The sequence below is a fragment of the Streptomyces sp. NBC_00859 genome (assembly GCF_045161865.1).
GTDB lineage: Bacteria > Actinomycetota > Actinomycetes > Streptomycetales > Streptomycetaceae > Streptomyces.
This window is the reverse complement of sequence record NZ_CP108826.1, coordinates 4,180,091-4,200,127: the sequence shown is the minus strand read 5'-3', so window position 1 is coordinate 4,200,127 and position 20,037 is coordinate 4,180,091. Positions and strand designations below refer to the sequence as shown.

General features: G+C 68.6%; 14 protein-coding genes, 4 tRNA genes and 1 other RNA gene. 10 read left to right on the top strand and 9 right to left on the bottom strand.

Annotation, left to right across the window (positions count from 1 at the left end; translation table 11 throughout):
- Nucleotides 1-290: 290 nt before the first annotated feature.
- From OG584_RS18050 to OG584_RS18015, 8 genes are all read left to right on the top strand, one after another.
- Nucleotides 291-608 carry an Lsr2 family protein gene (locus OG584_RS18050; RefSeq protein WP_405779079.1) on the top strand — a complete coding sequence of 106 codons (318 nt, stop codon included), beginning with the start codon at nucleotides 291-293 and terminating at the stop codon, nucleotides 606-608.
- 200 nt (nucleotides 609-808) lie between these two features.
- Nucleotides 809-880, top strand: a tRNA-Gly gene (locus tag OG584_RS18045).
- Nucleotides 881-966: 86 nt separating this feature from the next.
- Nucleotides 967-1,039, top strand: a tRNA-Gly gene (locus OG584_RS18040).
- Nucleotides 1,040-1,268: 229 nt separating this feature from the next.
- A complete protein-coding gene (locus tag OG584_RS18035) occupies nucleotides 1,269-2,177 on the top strand; it encodes an ABC transporter ATP-binding protein (RefSeq protein WP_405779077.1) in 909 nt (302 codons plus the stop codon).
- Nucleotides 2,174-3,154 (top strand): ABC transporter permease, encoded by a 981-nt coding sequence (locus OG584_RS18030; RefSeq protein WP_405779076.1) that lies wholly within the window; start codon nucleotides 2,174-2,176, stop codon nucleotides 3,152-3,154. Before OG584_RS18035 ends, OG584_RS18030 begins: the two co-directional genes overlap by 4 nt.
- A gap of 148 nt (nucleotides 3,155-3,302) precedes the next feature.
- A complete protein-coding gene (locus OG584_RS18025; protein WP_405779074.1) occupies nucleotides 3,303-4,676 on the top strand; it encodes a histidine kinase in 1,374 nt (457 codons plus the stop codon).
- Entirely contained in the window at nucleotides 4,673-5,422 is a 750-nt protein-coding gene (locus OG584_RS18020; protein ID WP_405779072.1) for a response regulator transcription factor, read from the top strand. Before OG584_RS18025 ends, OG584_RS18020 begins: the two co-directional genes overlap by 4 nt.
- Nucleotides 5,423-5,444: 22 nt before the next feature.
- A tRNA-Gly gene (locus OG584_RS18015) sits at nucleotides 5,445-5,517 on the top strand.
- A gap of 105 nt (nucleotides 5,518-5,622) precedes the next feature.
- On the opposite strand, the gene OG584_RS18010 is transcribed toward OG584_RS18015, so the two are convergent.
- From OG584_RS18010 to ffs, 6 genes are all read right to left on the bottom strand, one after another.
- A complete protein-coding gene (locus tag OG584_RS18010; RefSeq protein WP_405779070.1) occupies nucleotides 5,623-6,522 on the bottom strand; it encodes a phosphoribosylaminoimidazolesuccinocarboxamide synthase in 900 nt (299 codons plus the stop codon).
- Nucleotides 6,523-6,649: 127 nt separating this feature from the next.
- Nucleotides 6,650-8,110, bottom strand: a complete 1,461-nt coding sequence (locus tag OG584_RS18005; protein WP_405779068.1) for a N,N-dimethylformamidase beta subunit family domain-containing protein — start codon at nucleotides 8,108-8,110, stop codon at nucleotides 6,650-6,652.
- 630 nt (nucleotides 8,111-8,740) lie between these two features.
- Nucleotides 8,741-10,408, bottom strand: coding sequence for a hypothetical protein (locus tag OG584_RS18000; protein ID WP_405779066.1), 1,668 nt, complete (start codon nucleotides 10,406-10,408; stop codon nucleotides 8,741-8,743).
- A gap of 232 nt (nucleotides 10,409-10,640) precedes the next feature.
- Nucleotides 10,641-11,891 (bottom strand): phosphoribosylamine--glycine ligase, encoded by a 1,251-nt coding sequence (gene purD, locus OG584_RS17995; RefSeq protein ID WP_405779064.1) that lies wholly within the window; start codon nucleotides 11,889-11,891, stop codon nucleotides 10,641-10,643.
- Between the two features lie 168 nt (nucleotides 11,892-12,059).
- Nucleotides 12,060-14,333: a DNA polymerase III subunit gamma and tau gene (locus tag OG584_RS17990; protein ID WP_405779062.1), complete on the bottom strand. Its 2,274-nt coding sequence runs from the start codon at nucleotides 14,331-14,333 to the stop codon at nucleotides 12,060-12,062.
- Between the two features lie 46 nt (nucleotides 14,334-14,379).
- Nucleotides 14,380-14,474, bottom strand: an RNA gene (ffs, locus tag OG584_RS17985) — signal recognition particle sRNA small type.
- A 74-nt stretch (nucleotides 14,475-14,548) separates the two neighbouring features.
- Here ffs and OG584_RS17980 point away from each other — a divergent pair.
- Nucleotides 14,549-14,633: transfer RNA gene (locus OG584_RS17980), tRNA-Ser, on the top strand.
- 109 nt (nucleotides 14,634-14,742) lie between these two features.
- Here OG584_RS17980 and OG584_RS17975 read toward each other — a convergent pair.
- Together OG584_RS17975 and OG584_RS17970 are read right to left on the bottom strand one after the other, a co-directional pair.
- Nucleotides 14,743-16,899 (bottom strand): hypothetical protein, encoded by a 2,157-nt coding sequence (locus tag OG584_RS17975; protein WP_405779060.1) that lies wholly within the window; start codon nucleotides 16,897-16,899, stop codon nucleotides 14,743-14,745.
- Between the two features lie 227 nt (nucleotides 16,900-17,126).
- Nucleotides 17,127-17,393 carry a hypothetical protein gene (locus OG584_RS17970; protein ID WP_405779058.1) on the bottom strand — a complete coding sequence of 89 codons (267 nt, stop codon included), beginning with the start codon at nucleotides 17,391-17,393 and terminating at the stop codon, nucleotides 17,127-17,129.
- A 62-nt stretch (nucleotides 17,394-17,455) separates the two neighbouring features.
- On the opposite strand from OG584_RS17970, the gene OG584_RS17965 reads away from it, so the two are divergent.
- Nucleotides 17,456-18,211, top strand: a complete 756-nt coding sequence (locus OG584_RS17965) for a transposase family protein (protein WP_405779056.1) — start codon at nucleotides 17,456-17,458, stop codon at nucleotides 18,209-18,211.
- 109 nt (nucleotides 18,212-18,320) lie between these two features.
- Here OG584_RS17965 and OG584_RS17960 read toward each other — a convergent pair whose 3' ends face one another.
- The gene (locus OG584_RS17960) at nucleotides 18,321-19,928 is read right to left on the bottom strand and encodes an endonuclease NucS domain-containing protein (protein WP_405779054.1); all 1,608 of its coding nucleotides are present in this window, start codon (nucleotides 19,926-19,928) and stop codon (nucleotides 18,321-18,323) included.
- Nucleotides 19,929-20,037: the final 109 nt, after the last annotated feature.

Below are 20,037 nucleotides of genomic sequence, written 5' to 3'. Positions count from 1 at the left end.
CTACCTGCCCGCAGAATCTACGCGGGTAGATATCAGGCCGGTCCCATCACGTTCAGATATCGGCCCCGACAACGCCGAAGAAAAAACCTCGAAAAAACCCGCCTACCGGATTGCACTCGGACACGCGCATGTAATTGGGTGGGCTTCACAATGCGACGCCTTCCGCTGTACAAAGGAATTGGCGTAACTCAAAATCAGCCGCAAGGCCGACATCACAGCACGTCAGCAAGGCGGCACGCCTGCGTGACACCACGCAGGCGCGGTGATGTCGAAGGAAAGGACCGAAGTCCGTGGCTCAGCGAGTAGTGGTCACGCTCTCCGACGACATCGACGGCGGAGAAGCGGCGGAAACGGTCACCTTCGGTCTCGACGGGAAGTCGTACGAGATCGACCTCAATACCGCCAATGCAAAGAAACTGCGCAAGTCGCTGTCCCCGTTCCTGGAGGCGGCCCGAAAGCAGTCGAAGTCCGGCAAGGCCTACCGGCACACCTCGGTGGCCCCCGACCCGGCGGCCGTCCGCGCCTGGGCCCGGTCCAACAAGATGGAGGTGCCGGCCAGGGGCCGCATCCCGAAAAAGGTCTACGAGGCGTTCAACGCGGCCGCCTGATCTCCGACACGGCCGACCGGTCGGCCCTCCGATGTGGCAGTCCGGCCTTCACCGGGCTGCCGTCAGCCCCGTCGGACGGCTTCGGGGAGGGGGGCCGACTCCCCCCGGGTGTGCCCGACTTGCATTCCACCCCTGCTGGTCAGCTAGAGTCTGGAGCACGCCGAAGGGCGAGGCCGGAAGGCCCCGCTTCACAGCAGCGTGCGGGTGTAGTTCAGTAGTAGAACATCCCCCTTCCAGGGGGAAGGCGCAGTGTGCAATTCCTGTCACCCGCTCTGCATCACTCTCCGGACAAGTCCACCAGGACAGTCGGGTAGAGTAGTGCTCGCACCGACCGGTGAAAGCCGGTCGGCGGCAATCTGCGGACGTAGCTCAGTTGGTAGAGCGCAACCTTGCCAAGGTTGAGGTCGCCAGTTCGAACCTGGTCGTCCGCTCAGCAGTAGGAACAGCTCAGCAGTAGGAGCACGAAGAAGCCCTCGGCCGGATTCCGGCCGAGGGCTTCTTCGTGCTTCCGCGTCAGCGCGTCTGCGTTCGTGCTCGCGCTTCCGCATCCGCTCTGCGCGCTCGTGCTTGCGCGTTCGCGCTTGCGCGCTCGTCTTCCGCTTCCACATCCGATGACATATGTCATCGGCCGTGGGCCTGTGACGGGGGCAGCCTGGACGCATGACAGATGTGATCGAGGTCGCAGATCTGCGACGCAGCTACGCCGGCGGGTACGAGGCAGTGGCAGGCGTCTCCTTCTCCGTGGCCACCGGGGAGCTCTTCGCCCTGCTGGGGACGAACGGCGCGGGGAAGACCTCCACAGTGGAGCTCCTGGAGGGGCTGGCCCCGCCGAGCGGAGGCCGGGTCCGCGTGCTCGGGCACGATCCGTACCGGGAGCGCGCCGCGATCCGCCCGCGGACCGGCGTGATGCTCCAGGAGGGCGGTTTCTCCCCGGAGCTGACGGTCGCGGAAACCGTCCGGATGTGGGCGGGCTGCACCAGCAGGGCGCGGCCGGTCGGTGAGGCCCTGGAGATGGTGGGTCTCAACAGCCGGTCCGCCATACGGGTGAAGCAGCTGTCCGGCGGCGAGAAGCGTCGGCTGGACCTGGCGATGGCCCTTCTCGGGCGGCCCGAGGTGCTCTTCCTCGACGAGCCGACGACCGGCCTCGACCCCGAAGGACGCAGGGAGACCTGGGAGTTGGTGCGGGCGCTGCGCGACAGCGGTACCACCGTCCTGCTGACCACGCACTACCTGGAGGAGGCCGAGGCCCTGGCCGACCGGCTGGCGATCCTGCACGAAGGACGGATAGCCGCCGAGGGCCGGGTGGACGAGGTGGTGGCCGGACAGCCCTCGCACATCTCCTTCTCGCTGCCCGGGGGTGTGGCTGTCGGAGATCTGCCGCCGCTGGGTACCTACGTCCGTTCGGGCGGGGGCGTCCAGCTGCGGACCACCGAACTGCAGCGGTCCGCCACCGAACTCCTTCTGTGGGCCAGGGAAAAGGACATCGAGCTGCGGGGGCTCGATGTCCGTTCGGCCTCGCTGGAAGAGGCATTTCTCGGTATCGCACGGAATCAGGAGGTCACACGATGAGCACCACGGGGGAACACACAATGCAGGCCAGCACGACGAAAGGCGGCGGCGCGACGGGGGCCAGTCCGGCAACGGGTGGTGCGCCGAAGGGCCGTGCGACGGAGCGCGGTGCGGCAGCAGGCAGCGGGACGGGCGATCGCACCGCGGAGGTCGGCCCTGGGGCGGAGGGCCGCACCAGGTTCACCGGAAGGGCCGCGGGCGGCGGGCGGGCGGGGGCGCCAGGGACGGGCCGGATGCTCGCGCTGGCCCGTGCCGAGCTGACACTGCTGGGGCGCAGTAAGGCCGCGCTCCTCACCATGCTCGTACTGCCCATATCGATGAGCGTCGTGATCTCGTCGACGACCAGCCAGGAGACCCTCGACAAGGCGGGGCTGACGGCAGGCGCAATGCTGCTGCCCGGAGCCATCGGGTTCAGCCTGCTCTTCGCCCTCCACCACGGTGTGGTGGGGGTGCTGGTGGTCCGCCGCGAGCAGCTGGTGCTCAAGCGGCTGCGTACGGGAGAGGCGCGGGACACAGAAATACTCGCGGGGGCCTCGCTCCCCTCGGTGATCGTCGCGCTGGTGCAGTGCGCGATCCTCACCGCCGGCTGCGCGGTGGTCTTCGACATGAGCCTGCCGCCCGCACCGGAACTTCTGTTCGCGGGAGTCGCTCTGGGAGTCGTGATGCTGACCGCGATGGGGGCGGCGACGGCCGGGATCACCAAGTCGGCCGAGGCCTCTCAGCTGACGGTCATCCCGCTGATGCTGGTGACGATGGCAGGTTCAGGCGTGTTCGTCCCCCTGGAGATATTCCCCGACCGGCTGGCGTCGGTGTGTGAACTCCTGCCGCTGACCCCGGTGGTGGATCTGGTGCGCGCCGGCTGGACGGGATCGATGTCCGCGTACGACGCCCTGGGGCATGTACTGACGCTGGTGGCCTGGACGGTGCTCTCGGTGTTTGCTGTACGCCGGTGGTTCCGCTGGGAGCCGCGGCGCTGACGGCAGACCACAGACAGGGGTCCGGTCCGGGTCCGGCAGCAGGAGCCTGGGCAGCCCGAAGGAGCAGCACACCGCTCACAGGCCGACCGTGACTGGCGGCAGCCGGACCCGGTACTGGGGCCGAAGGCGGAGACAGACAGGGGGCATCATGCAGTGGCTACGGGGATGGCGGAAGCGTGGCGGGTTCGCGCAGGCCGACCTCTACTCTCGCGGGGCGATATACGCGCTGCTCTGGGTGGCCGTCGCCGTGCAGATGATGTTCAGCGTGACGCGCGTTGTCCGTCACTCCGGGGCGCCAGTGGCGCTGATCGCCGGAGTCTGCCTGCTCGCCGTGGCACAGGGGGTGTGCTGCACCTCACTGGTCTCCGGGGGTCTGAGCGAGTATCTGGGGCAGACCGCGGTATCGCAGCGCCTGATCACTGCCGGGGCCGTTCTGATGGTGGCGGACCTGGCGGCTTCGCTGGTGCTCGCCTCGGAGGCGGGAATACGGGCGACCCCGGGGCTGGCCGCGCTGGTGTGCACGCCGGCCATGCCGTTCACCATGGCGCACAGCCTGATCGTACGGAAGCGGGTATCGGCCTTGCTGCACTGCGGCGCCCTGGTCGCCGTGTGCGGGACAGTCGTACTGCTCGGTTGCGGCCGGAAGCTGTTCGCTGCCTGCCTGGTCTCCATGGTGGTCGGGCCCGGGTGGTACGCCCTCACCACTCGGTGTTCGGCCTGGCATCTGCGCGTCATGTGGAAACTCCACGAGGCCAAGGACGTCGAAGCGCAGCTCGCGGTCGCGCAGGAGCGTCTGAGGTTCGGCCGGGATCTGCACGATGTCATGGGTCGCAATCTCGCCGTGATCGCGCTGAAGAGCGAGCTGGCGGTACAGCTGGCCCGGCGGGGGCAGCCGGAGGCGGTGCAACACATGGCCGAGGTGCAGCGCATGGCTCATGAATCGCAGCGGGAGGTACGTGAAGTGGTGCGGGGGTATCGAGGGGCCGACCTCGGGGTGGAACTGGGCGGAGCCCAAGGGGTGTTGGAAGCCGCCGGTATCGAGTGCACCGTCACCGGGTCCTCCGACGGGCTCCCGGCGGAAGTGCAGTCGGCGCTCGGCTGGGTCGTCCGGGAGGCGGCCACCAATGTGCTGCGCCATGGGGATGCCCGGCGCTGCGCCATCACCGTGTCCCGATCGGTGTCGGACGCGACCCTGACCGTTGAGAACGACGGATCGGACGCGGCCCCCGGGCAGGGCGGCGAGGCCACACCGGGCACCGGGCTTGCCGGGCTGCGGGAGCGGCTGACCGCCGTGAGCGGGACGCTGACGGCGGCCCCGGCCGCCGGTGGGAGATTCAGACTGACCGCGGAGGTGCCTCTCGCGGACGCCCCCGACCGGCCGGCGACAGACCCAGCACCGGCCCCGGGCGCACTTCCAGGCCCAGCCCCTCGTCCCACCGGCACCCGCACCGCGGGCACCCCTCACGACACAGGTACCCCCAGTGCCGAGGGCACCGCCCGTACCGAGGAGGCAGCCGCATGACCGGCGACCCCTCCTCCGCACCCGCGCCGGCGCTCACACCGGCCCCCGCGCCTGACGCCCCGACCGTTTCCGCACCTGGCGCCCCAGCCCCTTCCGTACCTGCCTCCTCCTGTCCAGCCGTTCCCGTACCTGGCACTCCTCCGATACGCGTGCTGCTCGCCGACGACGAGCACCTCATCCGTGGAGCGCTCGCCGCGCTGCTCGGGCTCGAGGACGATCTGATGGTCGTGGCCGAGGCCGCCTCCGGGCCCGAGGCACTGGCCATGGCGCGGGCACACCGGCCCGACGTGGCAGTGCTCGACCTTCAGATGCCCGGAGCCGACGGTGTGAGCGTGGCCACATCTCTGCGCACCGCGCTCCCTGAGTGCCGCTGCATGATCGTCACCAGCCACGGGCGTCCGGGCCATCTCAAGCGGGCCCTCTCCGCCGGGGTGAAGGGGTTCGTACCGAAGACCGTTTCCGCCCAGCGGCTGGCAGAGATCATCCGGACCGTCCGGGACGGAGGCCGCTATGTGGACCCGGAGTTGGCCGCCGACGCGATCTCCGCCGGGGACTCACCGCTCACGGTCCGGGAGGTGGAAGTACTTGAGCTGGCGGCGGACGGCGCACCGATCGCGGAGATCGCCGAACGCGCGTCGCTGTCTCAGGGGACGGTACGCAACTATCTGTCGTCGGCAGCGTCGAAGCTGGGCGCCGAGAACCGTCACACCGCGGTGCGTCTCGCACGGGATCGAGGTTGGGTATAGTGGTGCCCGCGCTACAGCGCATGCGGACGTAGCTCAGTTGGTAGAGCGCAACCTTGCCAAGGTTGAGGTCGCCAGTTCGAACCTGGTCGTCCGCTCAACAGTAGGAACAGCAGTAGCAAGTACAGCGCAGCTGCAGGAGCGCGAAGAAGTCCCCCACCGGATTCCGGCGGGGGACTTCTTCGTTCTTCCGTGCCCGCCGGCTACGACCAGGGAGTCCCGGTCAGCAGCTCGTAGGCCTCGACGTACTTCGCCCGGGTCGCGTCCACGATCTCCTGCGGGAGTGCGGGCGGCGGCTGTTCGCCCTTGCGGTCCCAGCCGGAGGCGTCCGAGGTCAGCCAGTCGCGCACGAACTGCTTGTCGTACGAGGGCTGCGCGTGGCCGGGCTCCCACTCGGCCGCGGGCCAGAAGCGGGAGGAGTCCGGGGTCAGCACCTCGTCGGCGATGACGAGTTGATCACCGTCGTAGCCGAACTCGAACTTCGTGTCGGCAAGGATGATGCCCCGCTCGCGCGCGATGTCACGGGCCCGTCCGTACACGTCCAGGGTCGTGCGGCGCAGATCGGAAGCCGTCTCCGCCCCGGTCTGGTGAACGACTTCCTCGTAGCTCACGTTCTCGTCGTGGTCACCGACGGCCGCCTTGGTCGCAGGCGTGAAGATCGGCGCGGGGAGTTCGGACCCGTCGGTCAGCCCCTCCGGCAACGCAAGACCGCAGACGGTACGGTGCGCCTCGTACTCCAGCAGGCCGGACCCGGTGAGGTAGCCACGGGCCACGCACTCCACCGGGACCATCCGCAGGGACTTGCAGACCAGGGTGCGGCCGGCCCAGTCGGCCGGCGCCCCGGCCGGCAGGTCGGTCGAGATGACGTGGTGGGGTACAAGATCGGCGAGCCGCTCGAACCACCACAGCGAAAGCTGGGTGAGTACCCGGCCCTTGTCGGGGATCTCGGTGGGCAGCACCCAGTCGTATGCGGACATACGGTCGCTGGCGACCATCACGAGGTCGCCCGCCTCGTTCTGGTACAGATCGCGCACCTTGCCGGTGTGCAGGTGTGCCAGGCCCGGCACCTGATGCGGCTCGGGCTTTTCTACGAATCCGGACACGGTTCCTCCCCGTGGTTCTGTCCAAGCGGTGGGGTCGGAGCCGATTCTCCCGTATGCCCTGCGTGCGGGCCCGTTCAGGGTCGGCCCACGGTCCACTGTGCGGCTGCGGCGGGCCGGCCCCGCCAGGTCAGTCGCGCTTGCAGATGCGGTCGAGCAGGTTGGCTGTCGCGCGCTGGATCCGGCTGTCGACATGCCCCGGGCGGTCCAGCGCGGGCGACCAGGCGAAGGTCCCCGACGCGAAGACGAGGGCGCCGGAGGGGGCACGGTAGAGAGACGTCTCCTGGTGCCGCACCGCCCCCTCGCTGTCCTCGTACGGCGAGTGGGCGAGCAGAATCCGGCCCTCGTGCTCCGGGAGCGCGGTGCGCGGGAAGTAACGGTCGGCCTCGCCCGCGACCAGACCGGGGAGTTCGTCACCCTCGCCGGCGCCGGTCGCGTCCCAGAGCCAGTGCCCGGCGTTCCGCACCACCAGCGGACTCGGCTCGGGGACCCGCCCGGCGTACTGGATGCCGAGAAGCTGCTGCTCCGGCCGGTCGATCTCGCGCCACAGGGTGGGCTTCCCCGGGCCGCGGCGTTTGCGGCAGGTGAGCAGCCGGTCCGGGACACCCGACGGGGACGGCGCGAGTTCGACCTGCCAGTACATGGTGTTGGCCGACAGGAAGACAAGGGATGTGCCGTGCTCGCGGGCGGTCTCGGCCGTACGCCGCATGGGCACCGACCAGTACTCGTCGTGACCGGGGAAGACCAGGCCGCGGTAGCGGGTGGGGTCCACGCGCCCGGCGTGCAGATCGCGGGCGTCGGCGTAGGCGAGGTCGTATCCGTAGCGCTCGGCCCAGCGGATGAAGTCGTAGGCGTGGCCGACGTGCAGGGGCAGGCCGGCGCCTGCGTAGGGACGGTCGAAGGAGACCGTGGTGGCGGCGTCCTCCTCCCCGAGGAGACGGCCTCCGCCGTCCCACGCGTGGTACAGGCTGGCGCCGGTGTGCCCGTCCTCCGGGTAGAGGTTGTAGGCCTGCCAGGTCACGTCGGGCATCAGCAGGAGCAGATCCGCGGGGTGACTGTCCCGGACGGTGAAGGGGATGTGGGAGCGGTAGCCGTCGACAGTGGTGAGCACCGCGACGTAGGCCCCGATCGACCAGTACGAAGGGATCTGCAGCCGCCAGGAGAGCCACCAGTGGTGGCAGGAGACCGTACGGTCGGCGGTGAGCGGCGGGGGCTGAACGATCCCCGAGATCCGTGGACTTGTGGTGATCTTCGCCGCGCCGTCGCCGCCGTAGTGGCCGATGCGGTAGATGTCGACGGAGAACTGCTGGGGCGGATCGACCGTGACATGGAAGTCGATGGCCTCGCCGGGCGCGGCAGCGCTGGTGGAAGCGAATCCCTTGATCTGCTGCTTCACGTCGTCGGCGGTACGCGGGCCGCCGGAACGGTGGTGTGCGGCGTCCGGATCGGCGTACCAGGGAACGACATGGCCGGTGTCGTCGAAGTAGTGCTCGCTTCCGCGGAGCCAGGGCAGCGGGCCCTGCCCGAACGGATCCGAGACGGCGTGCGCGAGGGCCCCCGATTCCCAGCGCCGGATCTGCTCCGCCCCCATGCGGCTCCCCTTCCCTCGGCCACCCAGGCACAACAGTGATGCACCGACTGTCAGCGACCGGCCCCAGCACATCACATATGGCACGCACTCCGTCACTGTTCGTCGCGAATTGGCGGGCACAGTAACGAATTCATGGAATGCTCCAGGGAAGATCAGGGGAACATCCGACACACGCGTACCCACGGGTGCCCCGACTGTGCCGGTCGGCCCCGGCGTTGACATCAGCCACACGGTTCACGTCTGCCACACCCACCGGACCGGCCAGCCGGTCCCACCGAGGGCGCGGCCGCACGAAGCGCGCCGGTGACACCGGGCGTACGACCCAGCAGGCCCGACACAGACCAGACTTGATCCGAACCGCGCGCCCCGGCCCGAACCGGCCCGCCTCAGGCCGCCGCACGTCAGGGCCGACCCGATACAGACCGGCCTGCCGGCTCACACCGCAACGCCGCCGCACCGCAACGCCGCCGCATCGCTATGCCCCCGGCAGCTGCGGCTCAGGGCGCTGCCTCGCTCGGGCCACTCAGACCAATCGGGTCGCTCGGGTCACTCTGACCACTCGGACCGACCACGTCACCCGGTCCGCGAAGTCACCCGGAAGTCACTCGTCGGAAGTCACTCAGAAGTCACTCAAACGAGCCGCACCGGCTTCTCCGCGCGGACGCCCACGGCCGTCAGCCACCCACGCAACGGCTCAGCGTCCCCGTCCTCCACCAGGCTCATCACATGACCGCCCAGATCCGCCCTGCGCTCCCCGTCCACGAGCAGCGCGGGTCCGTCCAGCCAGTCCAGGCCGGGTGCCGCCCCCGCGGTGTCCACCGCCGCACAGCAGACCATCGCGGTGATGTGATCGGCGAGCAGATCGCGGCCCGTACGGGGCGGCTGGAGCGGGAAGAGCGGGATCGCCTCGGTGTCCCAGAGTTCCTCGCCCTCCAGGGCGCCACCCGGCGCAGGTGACGGTGCTGCGGCTTCCTCGCGGGCCACCTCCGCGGTGACGGCGGCCGCCAGTGTCTCGGCCTCACCGGCCGCCAGATGGTCCAGAACACGGGTCAGGGTCGGCCCGCCCCGCTCGTCCGGACCCGCGTCGGCCGCGCGGCCCGCGCCGAGCCGGTCGAGGACGCGGTGCAGCCTGGCCGCCTCCGTACGCCATTTCCGGTCGACGACCTCCTCCGGATACTGCTGCCAGTCCACCGGTGACCAGTCGCGGCCGGAGTCGGCGCTGCCACCGTGGAAGAGCCGCGCCGCGAGGAGGGATGTCGCTTCGTCGACCGCGCCCGGCTCCTCGAGGAGGTCGCAGGCGGGGCGTTCGCCCAGCCGGGAGGTGAAACCCTCGGCGAGGCGGTCCCTGCGCGACAGCTCGGTGAGCGCGGACACCACTCCTCCGTCGAGCCGGGAGGGCCAGCGGCCCATCCGCCAGGCGGGCAGCGCGACCCGTGTGAGCAGCCGGTCCCAGCCCGCGTACGCCAGCCCCACCTGCTCCTGGGCGACGATCCGCAGCCCGTAGTCCACACCGTGTGCGCGGTCCGAAGCCGCCGCCGCGACACCGCGCTCCATCTCCGCGGCGTGGCCGCGGCAGCTGCGCAGCAGCAGCCGGGCGGTCCAGCCGATGAAGCCGTACGCGATCCGCCGTACCGGCCCGAGCCCGGCCCGGGAGGCGACGGCGACCGCCGCGTCCAGGCCCCGTACGAACCGGCGCGAGGCCGCGATGTCGGGGTGCGCGGAGGGGCCCGTACCGGCGATGACGGGTGCGAGCAGCGCCCGCAGCTCGGCCACTCGCATCCACCACAGGAAGGGCGAGCCGATAACCAGCACCGGCGCGTCCGCCACCCGGCGGGAGCGCATCGACCGCATCCCGCGCACGGTACTCAGCCGTCCCCCGGGTATGGACTGCGCGGGGTGCGAGCGGTCCTCCAGCCAGCTGTCGCAGTCGGGTGTGAGCGCTATGGCCGACGGCACAGGCACGTCGAGCCGGTCCGCGAGGTCCCGCACCATCCGGTGCAGGTCCGGCGCGGACGACTCCGTCAGCGCCACGGTGGGGCTGACGGCGGGCCCTGCTCGGACGATCACGGCTCCGACGGCGGCGGCCATCACCAGCACCACCAGTGCGAAACCCGTGACCGCCCAGCGGGCCACATCCCAGCTCCCGCCACTGAGGCGGCCCATGGCCCCGCCCGCCAGCAGCACGATCGCGACCGCCGCCGGCAGCAGAGCTACGCCGAGCGCTCTGCCGCGGACCCCCAGAACTGCCAGCGCGTGGGCGCGTGCGCCCTGCGCACCCCGCTTCGCACGCGTACTCACCCGTGCATCACTCGTACGGTTGTCGGACACGGTCGGACGTCACCCCCTCTACCCCTGCGACGGCTTTGCTCACTCCCCCACTGTGGCATCCGTCACTGACATCGCAATGCCGGTGGGCCAAGTGCCGGAACGCCTGCGCCGCAGACTAGTTGGGGCCCCGGCGGGCGTCATCCGGATGGGTCAGCCGTCACTCGATGGAATGGCTTTGGGTAAAGGTGCTGACGAAAATCCGTCAGTTGGCTGCGGCTTTCGCCGCGATGTCCGTACGATGCTGCGCGCCTTCGAGACGCACCCTGGCCAGCGCGGTGTACGCACGCTCGCGGGCTTCACCGATGTCGACGCCGGTCGCCGTCACCGAGAGCACCCGGCCTCCGGCGCTGACCACCGCGTCACCGTCCTGCCTGGTTCCGGCGTGCAGAACGTACGCGTGGGGCGCGTCCTGTGCCGCCACCTCGTCGAGCCCGCCGATGGGGTCGCCGGTGCGCGGGGTGTCCGGGTAGTTGTGCGAGGCGATGACTACGGTCACAGCGGCCTCGTCGCGCCACTTCAGCGGGGGGACGGTATCGAGGGTTCCGACGGCCGCGTTCATCAGGACCCCGGCCAGCGGAGTCTTCAGCCTGGCCAGCACCACCTGGGTCTCGGGGTCGCCGAACCTGGCGTTGAACTCGATGACCCGCACCCCGCGTGAGGTGATCGCCAGGCCCGCGTACAGCAGCCCCGCGAAGGGCGTGCCCCGGCGGCGCAGCTCGTCGACGGTCGGCTGAAGCACCGTCTGCATGACCTCGTCGACCAGTTTGGGGTCCGCCCAGGGGAGCGGGGAGTACGCGCCCATACCGCCGGTGTTGGGGCCCTCGTCGCCGTCGAGCGCGCGCTTGAAGTCCTGCGCGGGCTGGAGCGGGACCACGGTCACCCCGTCCGAGATCGCGAAGAGCGACACCTCCGGACCGTCCAGGAACTCCTCGATGACCACACGGCCGCATGCCAGCGCATGGGCACGGGCGGCCCCGGCGTCCTCGGTCACGAGGACGCCCTTGCCCGCCGCGAGCCCGTCGTCCTTCACGACGTACGGGGCACCGAAAGCACTGAGCGCCGCGTCGGCCTCCGCCGGGGTGGTGCACACATAGGCACGGGCCGTCGGGACGTTCGCCCCCGCCATCACCTCCTTGGCGAAGGCCTTGGAACCCTCCAGCTGCGCCGCTTCCCGGCTCGGGCCGAAGCATGGGATCCCCGCGTCACGTACCGCGTCGGCCACCCCGGCGACCAGGGGTGCCTCGGGGCCGACCACGACGAGCCCGGCATCGAGGCTGGCAGCGAGCCGGGCGACATCCGCGCCGTCCATCGCGTCCACCGCGTGCAGCTCGGCCACTTCCGCGATGCCCGCGTTCCCGGGGGCACAGTGCAGAGAGGTGACCTCGGGATCGAGGGAAAGAGAGCGGCACAGGGCGTGTTCGCGGGCGCCGCCGCCGATGACAAGGACCTTCACGGTGCGAAGCCTAGCCCGCGCACGGGGCTGAGCCGGGGCCGGGCCTTGTGCGGGCCACTGAAAGCGCAGACCTCGCGCGTTCGTAGATTCCTCCACCACGTGCCCCGCACGCCCCGCACGCCGGATCTGCTCTTCCGGTCCTGCTCTGCGATTTCCCGGCTACTCGTACTACTCGTTCGTGTACTCCTCGACCACGGTCGCCCCCAGCTCGCGCACGATCAGATCGTGGCCGGAGAGCGCCGAGTCGACCAGATCGGGATCGTCGTCCTCAGGGGTGTCGTCCTCCAGCGAGACGTGCGGTGGCCCGTCGGCCGCCGGCGGCGGCTCGGGCTCCCTGAATGCCTGCGGCCGCTGGCGCTGCTGCGGCTCGGGCGCCGGCGGCTGCTGCACCGGGCCGGACGCGGACGGGCCGCCCCCGGCCTGCGGCGCCGGACGCTGCGGAGCGGGGGACGACCCACCGGGGCCGGGGTGGTTGCTGCCGCCGGGAGGCTGGGTGCCTCCGGACGGATCGACGATCGCGTCGACTCTCCACTGGACGTGGAACTGGTCGGCGAGGACCTGCTTCAGCACGTCCTCGCTGCCGCTGGACGCGAAGTTGTCGCGGGCCCCCGAATTGGGGAAGCCGAGCTGGAGGGTGGTGCCGTCGAAACCGGCGACCTGGGCGTTCTGACTGAGCAGGATCCAGGTGAAGCGGCGCCGGTTCTTGACGGCCTCAAGGATGTCGGGCCACATGTTCCGTACCTGCGCGGCGCCCTGTGCCATACCGGGCGCGGGTGCAGCGGCCGGCGCGGACGACGGAGCGGTGGACTCAGCAGGCGCGGGCGTCTGCGCCGGGCTCCCCTGCCCCGGCGCGGCGGCCGACGGCCAGCTTCCGGCAGCCCGCTGGGGCTGAGCCCTGGACTGAGCCGCGGGTGCGGGGGATGCCTCGGCAGCGGGAGCAGCGGCGCCGGGCCAGGCGCCCGGCTGGCGCGCGGCGGGCGCGGGGGCCGGACCGGGAGGCTGCACGGGCTCGGCAGGCGCAGACCGATGGGCCGAGTCCGGAGCCGGCGCAGGAGCCGGTGCACCGCCACCGGACGCCCCACCCGGTGCGCCGGGCCCCGCCGCACCGGTACCCGCTCCGTCCCCCCGGACAGCGGCACGGGCGGCAGCGGGCCCCGCGCCGGGCGCGACAGTCATGCCGGCCCCGGCAGCGTCGGCTGCCCCGGCCGGGGCAGCCATCACGGGATGCGCGTCGGCCCCCGGCACGTAGCCCATGGCGGGACCCTGGCCACCGGGCACAAAGGCGCCACCGCGCTCCAGCCGGTCCAGCCGGGCCTGCAGGGAACGCTCGTCGTCGAAGGCGGCCGGGAGCAGCACCCGCGCACAGATCAGTTCGAGCTGAAGCCGTGGGGAAGTGGCACCGCGCATCTCGGTGAGCCCGGTATTGACCAGGTCGGCTGCGCGGCTCAGCTCGGCGGCACCGAAGACGGAGGCCTGAGCCTGCATCCTGGCGACCACATCCGCCGGGGCGTCGATCAGCCCCTTCTCCCCCGCGTCCGGCACGGCGGCCAGGATCACCAGATCGCGCAGCCGCTCCAGCAGGTCGGCGACGAACCGGCGCGGGTCGTTGCCGCGCTCGATGACCTGATCGACCAGTTCGAAGGCAGCTGCTCCGTCCGACGAGGCGAAGGCGTCGATGACGGAGTCGAGAAGGGTCCCGTCCGTATAACCGAGGAGGGACGTGGCCATGGCATACGTCACACCCTCATCCCCGGCGCCTGCCAGCAACTGGTCCATGACGGACATGGAGTCCCGCACGGATCCCGCGCCCGCCCGCACGACGAGGGGCAGCACACCCTCCGCGACCTGGGCATCCTCCTGCCCGCACACCTCGCCGAGGTAGTCGCGGAGCGTGCTGGGCGGCACCAGCCGGAAGGGGTAGTGGTGCGTACGCGACCGGATGGTCCCGATGACCTTCTCGGGCTCGGTGGTCGCGAAGATGAACTTGAGGTGCTCCGGAGGCTCTTCGACCACCTTCAGCAGGGCGTTGAAACCCGCCGAAGTGACCATGTGGGCCTCGTCGATGATGTAGATCTTGTAACGACTGCTCGCGGGCCCGAAGAACGCCTTCTCGCGCAGATCACGGGCATCGTCCACACCACCGTGCGAAGCAGCGTCGATCTCGATGACATCGATCGATCCCGGCCCGTTGCGAGCGAGGTCCTGGCAGGACTGGCACTCACCGCACGGCGTGGGCGTGGGCCCCTGTTCACAGTTCAGGCAGCGGGCCAGGATCCGCGCACTGGTGGTCTTGCCACAGCCGCGCGGCCCGCTGAACAGATACGCGTGGTTGACCCGGTTGTTCCGCAGGGCCTGCTGCAACGGGGCAGTGACGTGCTCCTGCCCGATGACCTCGGCGAACGATTCGGGACGGTAGCGGCGGTACAGCGCAAGGGACGACACATGTACGAGGTTATCGGGGACCACCGACAACCCACGCCCCAGAACGCAAAGGGCCCCCCACGCACCCGCCAGAGCCAACCTACCCTTGCTGCCTTCCGGCCCTGGGGGAGTTCAGTCAGATAGCGCCACGTGAGGGGCTGACCCACACCCTAGCTGATCCACCGGGGTGGAATCGAGTTCGCTAGCACTCCCCAACGTCTTGTATTGTTTGCCGCGGAGGATTCGCCTAGTGGCCTAGGGCGCACGCTTGGAAAGCGTGTTGGGGGCAACCCCTCACGAGTTCGAATCTCGTATCCTCCGCACCCGCCCATCAGGGCAGACGAAGGCCCCGACCGGATTCCGGTCGGGGCCTTCGTCGTTCCGTGGTTGCAGTTTTGGTTGCGGTTGGAGGCAACGCCGCCTTCCGACCTCAGTCGTCCTCAGCGTCCGCGTGGCCACGGTTCAGCAGTGCGGTCACGGCGTCGGTGAGCGGTTTCAGCGGCGGCTTGGGACCGTAGCTGAGCAACTCCCCGACCCCGCTCAGACGCTCTTTCCACTTGACGACCGCATCCCAGGAACCGAACACCGACGGTCCCAGCTGGTCCGACTGGGAGAGCTCCGCAAGCACGTGGGCCGCCCTGGTCGCGGAAGTCAACGCAGAGTCGAGGTTCCCCTGCTCCTGAACGTGCAGGGGGAGAGTGAGTTCACCTTCCTGCTCGCCCGCCGCAGCCAACTCCTTCCGTGTCGTGATGATGGTGTTCTCGGCCCGCTCGGGGTCGGCGTACCAGACCAGGTCCCATTCGTACCGGATCGACACCTGGGCGCGGGCCTTGTCGATGACCGGATCACCGTCGGCCACCATTCGGCCATCGACCTCGCCGGGGACTGTGTGGAACGCCTTGACCGCCCGATTGCCCGTGACGTGGGCACAGGCGATCGAATGCAGCATTTTACGGCCGCCAAGGGTTTCGGCGAGGAGCTTGAGGAGCCGGGTAGGGGTGGCCCGGTAAGGCGCCTTGAGCGGTTCGGCCTTCACCCCGAGCTTGGAGCCGCGGTCACGGGTGATCAGCCCACCCAGGATGGCGACGGTGCCCCCGAGGATAGTCAGTTCGGCAATGGCGGCCTCGTCACCAGCCACGGCGTTGGCGAGCACCTTGTCGAGGACCTCGACCGGGTCCCACCCCTTCGTGAGTTTCCAGGTGCGCATCCACACCGTGTCGGTAATGGTCCCGCCGTTGTCGAAGGCGCGCAGCGGCTGGTCGATGCCGTCACTGCGGTACGGGGAGAGAATCAGCGCACCCGTGTGCTTGCCGATCAGTTGCCGGTCAGCGCGACGGAACCCGAATTCCTGGCGCAGCAGCTCCTTCATCTTCACCGCTCGGGTTCCGGACAGGAGAACTTGCTGGTGCACTGCGGATGCCCACAGCCGGTGCGAGGGGAGACCGAGAAGGTTCTGGAGGTCCTCGACCCGGGCGGTGCCGTTGAGGACTTTGTACTCGCTGTCGTTGACCAAGTCGGCCGTGCCGGCGTTGCGGTAGACCCGTCCCATGCCTTGCGAGTTCTGCGCGGTGGAGGACCAGGGCGTTACCCGGGTGTGAAGGTTACTCAGAAGGTCATCGCGGCCGACTACGAGGTCGGCCATGGGGTCTCCGTGATCGTCCACGGCGCCGACCACGATCATGGCTGGGAGGGTGAGGGTGTGGCCCTCGCGACGGGTTGCCTCGGTAAGCGGTTCTTCCTTGAGGCCAGCACTGACACGCACGGCCATAGCGGTCACCGCGTTCCGAGCGCGCCGCAGGTCCGCCGCACTGCGTGGACGCCTGCGGTCGAGCGAACCGATGGTGGCTGCTACACAGGCATGGGACGCCTCGTAGATGTCCCCGCCGGTCCGTGCGAGCCACAAGCTGATCAACCGGCTGTTGCCGTCGCCGGCTACCAGATAAGTCTCGTGCGTGTCGTCATCGAACAGCACCCGTACCAGGAACAGGGTCAAGGGCCCCTTGACACCCTCTTGGAGGATGCTCTCGGTGTAAACGTTGCGCTTGTCGGAGTCCGCCTTGTAAGTGTTGATCATGCTTTCTCGGACGGCTTCACCCAGAGCCCGGCGATCGCGCATGCAAATGGTGAGGATCGCCAGAGGACGTTGCGTCCCCGTGCCGTCGTCACCAAGGAGCGTGCTGTAGGCCGGCGGCAGGCTGTCCGCTTTGGGGTCCATAGCTGTGAGGATCGCGTCTCCCCAGCGCCCATTAATGAAGTCGGGCAGCACCATGAGGTCGGGGTAACGGCGATGCGGTGCAAGCAAGTGGAGGAACCCTCCGACGACCGGTTTGCTGATCAGCAGGTTGACGTCGTCCTCGTTGACGCTGGCGATCGCTTTGAGGTGGGAAGGGTTCGCTGCCCCGAAGGTGATGATGTTCTTGGCCTCGTCGTCCACTGCGTATTTGGACAGCGGGTTGGCAGCTAGGGCCTTCCACGGGGCACGCAGCTTTGCGGCGGGTTCTGGGGCTGTCGGCTCATCGGGTCGGCGTGTCAACGGCGGGATGGCTGACCCATCGGCGTCGAAGTCCGCGGTCAAGTCGTTTTGCATGCAGAGACGTCCTCGTCGGATGAACGCGCATCAGGGCGAAAGCCCCTCCACCGTCGACACTGTGTCGAACGGTGATCGCTGCGCGCCTCCCAAGGGCGGCGTGCTCCGTCACGTCCCAGGTCCGGCTCATGGCTCCGGCCTGGATCAGTGCCGACCAGCATTCGTCGGGATCAGGGGAGCCTCTGGTCTCACGGACGGGTGTCACGTGGTGAAGTGCCAGTTGCTCGTCACACGCAGCTCACAGGTCTGGCGTGTGCGATTCCGGTGTAGCCGGAGCGTTTGACCGCGGTGATTTTCAGATCGGCGACGTAACGCTGGTCGCCACCTACCGACAACTCGCCCGCTGGACCGAGAAGTGCAAGATCAACAGAGTCCGCCATGTCCGCTACGCGGCCGTCCGGTAGACGAAGAACCCCCTGCGTGTCCTGTAAAAGCGTTAACTGAGCGTTTTCCAAGCTGGTTTTGCTGACCGCGAGTTGGACAGTCCTGCGCAACGAAGAAGCTCCTGGTAGACGGGTTCTCGACCAAGATCACCCGTGTCCGCCAGGAGCTTCGCGTGCTTGTTTACCCGTCCTCGATCGACCTGTCCAGCCGCACCCTGCGGTTTCTGACCGGACAACTCACAGCCAGGCGGCAGGAGATTGGAACGCGATGGCGGCGCCTCTCCGCCGCACGTCAGGCTCTGCTCGCCCTGGCCCACCTGCGGTGCGGTGACACCTACGCCCAGCTCGCCGCCGGATTCGGCATCGGGATCGCCACCGTTTACCGCTACATACGTGAAGCCGTCGACACTCTGTCCACCCTCGCCCCGTCCCTGGCCGAAGCGATGAGAACGATCCGGACGAAGGCGTTCGTCATCCTCGACGGCACCCTGCTGCCGATCAACCGCATTGCCGCCGACACCCCGTACTACTCCGGGAAACACAAACGCCACGGCATGAACGTCCAGGTCCTCACCGACCCGTTCGGACGACTGCTCTGGGCCTCGCCGGCTCTGCCCGGCTCGACCCACGACCTGACCGCCGCGCGCCAGCACGGGATCATCGAGGCCCTCGCTGATGCGGGACTCAAATGCTGGGCGGACAAGGCGTATCAAGGTGCTGGCGGATCCGTCCGGGTACCGTTTCGGGGCCGTCGGCTCAGGCAGTGGAGGCGACGGCACAACACCACCCACGCCAAGATCCGATGCGTCGGCGAGCGGGCCATGGCGACCCTCAAGGGCTGGCGCCTCCTGCGAAAGCTCCGCTGCAGCACCAACCGAATCAGCAACGTCGTGAAAGCCGTCCTTGTCCTTCACCACGCATCAGCGTGAGGTTGGAAAAGGCTCACTGCCCGGCGTGGGCACCCCCAAAAGATTCGCCCTTGCCTGCGAATTTCCGTGATCACGCCGACTGTCAGGCTGTCCCGATCGCCGAGGAGCCTCAGGCCCCGAAATGAAACCCGGTCTGATAGGTCTCAACCAATGTGTCGATCTGATCCTCGTACGTCTCCAGAAACGTATCGAGCGAGTAGGCGCCGTTCCAACCCGCGTCGCGGAGCTGTGCTCCCTCACAGGGAATCGGCAGAGTACGGAGGACCTCGTCCTGCACGAAGTGGAGTCGAAGTTCACTCGCCTCTGACGCAAGGAGCGGGTTTCCTCCGATCTGCTCGATGAGTACGTAGCGAAGTCCGAGCAGACTCAGGAGATCAAGATCGGTGACCCAGGACTCATCCATGAGGTGGTGAACCTGCCAGTGCATGGCATCGCGATAGACCAGACGCACCCGGTCGGTCATGTCAGGGCAGGCAACACCGTCCCAGTAGAGGGAGCCACGGATCGCGCGGTGGTCGCCGTCCTGGGTAGCCAATGCCGTCCCAAAGGTCATCGGAACGAGCGCTGAGAGCTTGTCGGGCCACCCGTGCACCAACGATCGGATCAGATCGCACGGGTTGTACACATGAAGCATGACATCGCGCTCCACGCCATCGGCCGAAACGTCGTCCAACCACCGCCCCACGAGCCTCGCCCAATCAGGGTTCCTCGCCGTGCACGCCCTGCTCTCCTCCCGGAAAGCAGGCCATCTTCCACGGTCCGTGGTTCGCGCGGATCCCGTGTAGAGGACCTGGCCGATACCCTCGTCGTCACCGTTCAGGTCCCGGAGGAGATCCCTCTCGTCCAGCGAAGTGCGCTTGGCGAATTCACCTGCCGTCCGATAGCACTCGATCTCCCAGTGCGGGTCCTCTGCCAGCTTCCGGAGCAAGCCCGGGCGGGCTGTGTCATAGCCGGCTGCGAAGACGGTGCTGGTGATGTGGCAGAGAGCCGCATACTCCATGGGGTACCCCCCGGTTTCCTCGGGCGAATCCGCCTCACCATCATCGAGCCATGCTGGTGCTCGGTCCGGATCCAGACGCCCGATCGCGAAGTACAGGCCGTACGGTGCGACCACGCTGTCTCTCTGTGAGATGCGCTGGAAGTCCGCTGCCAGAAGATCATCAGCTCCTGCCTCTGCGGCTCTGGCCAGAACCTCGCGCCAGCCCCGCTCTCTATCCTCCGGGGAGTTGTATAGGTAGATGAAGTGATGCGGGGTTACTTGTGGGGGGATCGCCGCTTCGAGGAACTCCACCCGGTCTGCACACACCGGAACACCGTCGTCGTCCAATGTGAGTTGGTACCCACGCAGATCGTGTGCCCAGTCACGCGCCATGTTGCTGACCGGTACGCGAAGTTCGCGCCACGTGGTGGAGACAATCATCGCGCGAATGCGGTCCTTGCGGAGCCCCATCTCTCGCTGCAACAGCTCGGCATACTTCGTGACCTCATGAAGGGCTCGACCCGAGGTCGAGTCGGATCGCTTCAGTTCGATCACGACCCAAGATCCGTGGCCATCTCGGGCCAGGATGTCTATCCGCCCGCGCGTTCCCTGAGCATTGGGGAGCGGGTATTCCGTATCGATCAGCTGAAGGCTCGGCTCTAGGAGAGACAAGCGGTCAGCCAGCATGTCGCGCAGCCGCGCCTCGTACGGAACACCCACGTCGCACCTCTCGGTCACGTCCCCGTCCTGGAACGCTAGTTGATGACTGATCAGGGTGTGACAGTAGATGATCGGTCTGACATTCCCCTTCCGTTCTCTCCTCTCCTCAGCGAGTCCAGACCGCCCA

Excerpts from the sequence above, each read along its gene's own strand:
- OG584_RS18020 (WP_405779072.1), top strand. The coding sequence starts at position 4,673 with ATGACCGGCGACCCCTCCTCCGCACCCGCGCCGGCGCTCACACCGGCC.
- OG584_RS17975 (WP_405779060.1), bottom strand. The coding sequence starts at position 16,899 with ATGCAAAACGACTTGACCGCGGACTTCGACGCCGATGGGTCAGCCATC.
- OG584_RS18025 (WP_405779074.1), top strand. The coding sequence starts at position 3,303 with ATGCAGTGGCTACGGGGATGGCGGAAGCGTGGCGGGTTCGCGCAGGCC.
- OG584_RS18035 (WP_405779077.1), top strand. The coding sequence starts at position 1,269 with ATGACAGATGTGATCGAGGTCGCAGATCTGCGACGCAGCTACGCCGGC.
- OG584_RS18005 (WP_405779068.1), bottom strand. The coding sequence starts at position 8,110 with ATGGGGGCGGAGCAGATCCGGCGCTGGGAATCGGGGGCCCTCGCGCAC.
- OG584_RS18030 (WP_405779076.1), top strand. The coding sequence starts at position 2,174 with ATGAGCACCACGGGGGAACACACAATGCAGGCCAGCACGACGAAAGGC.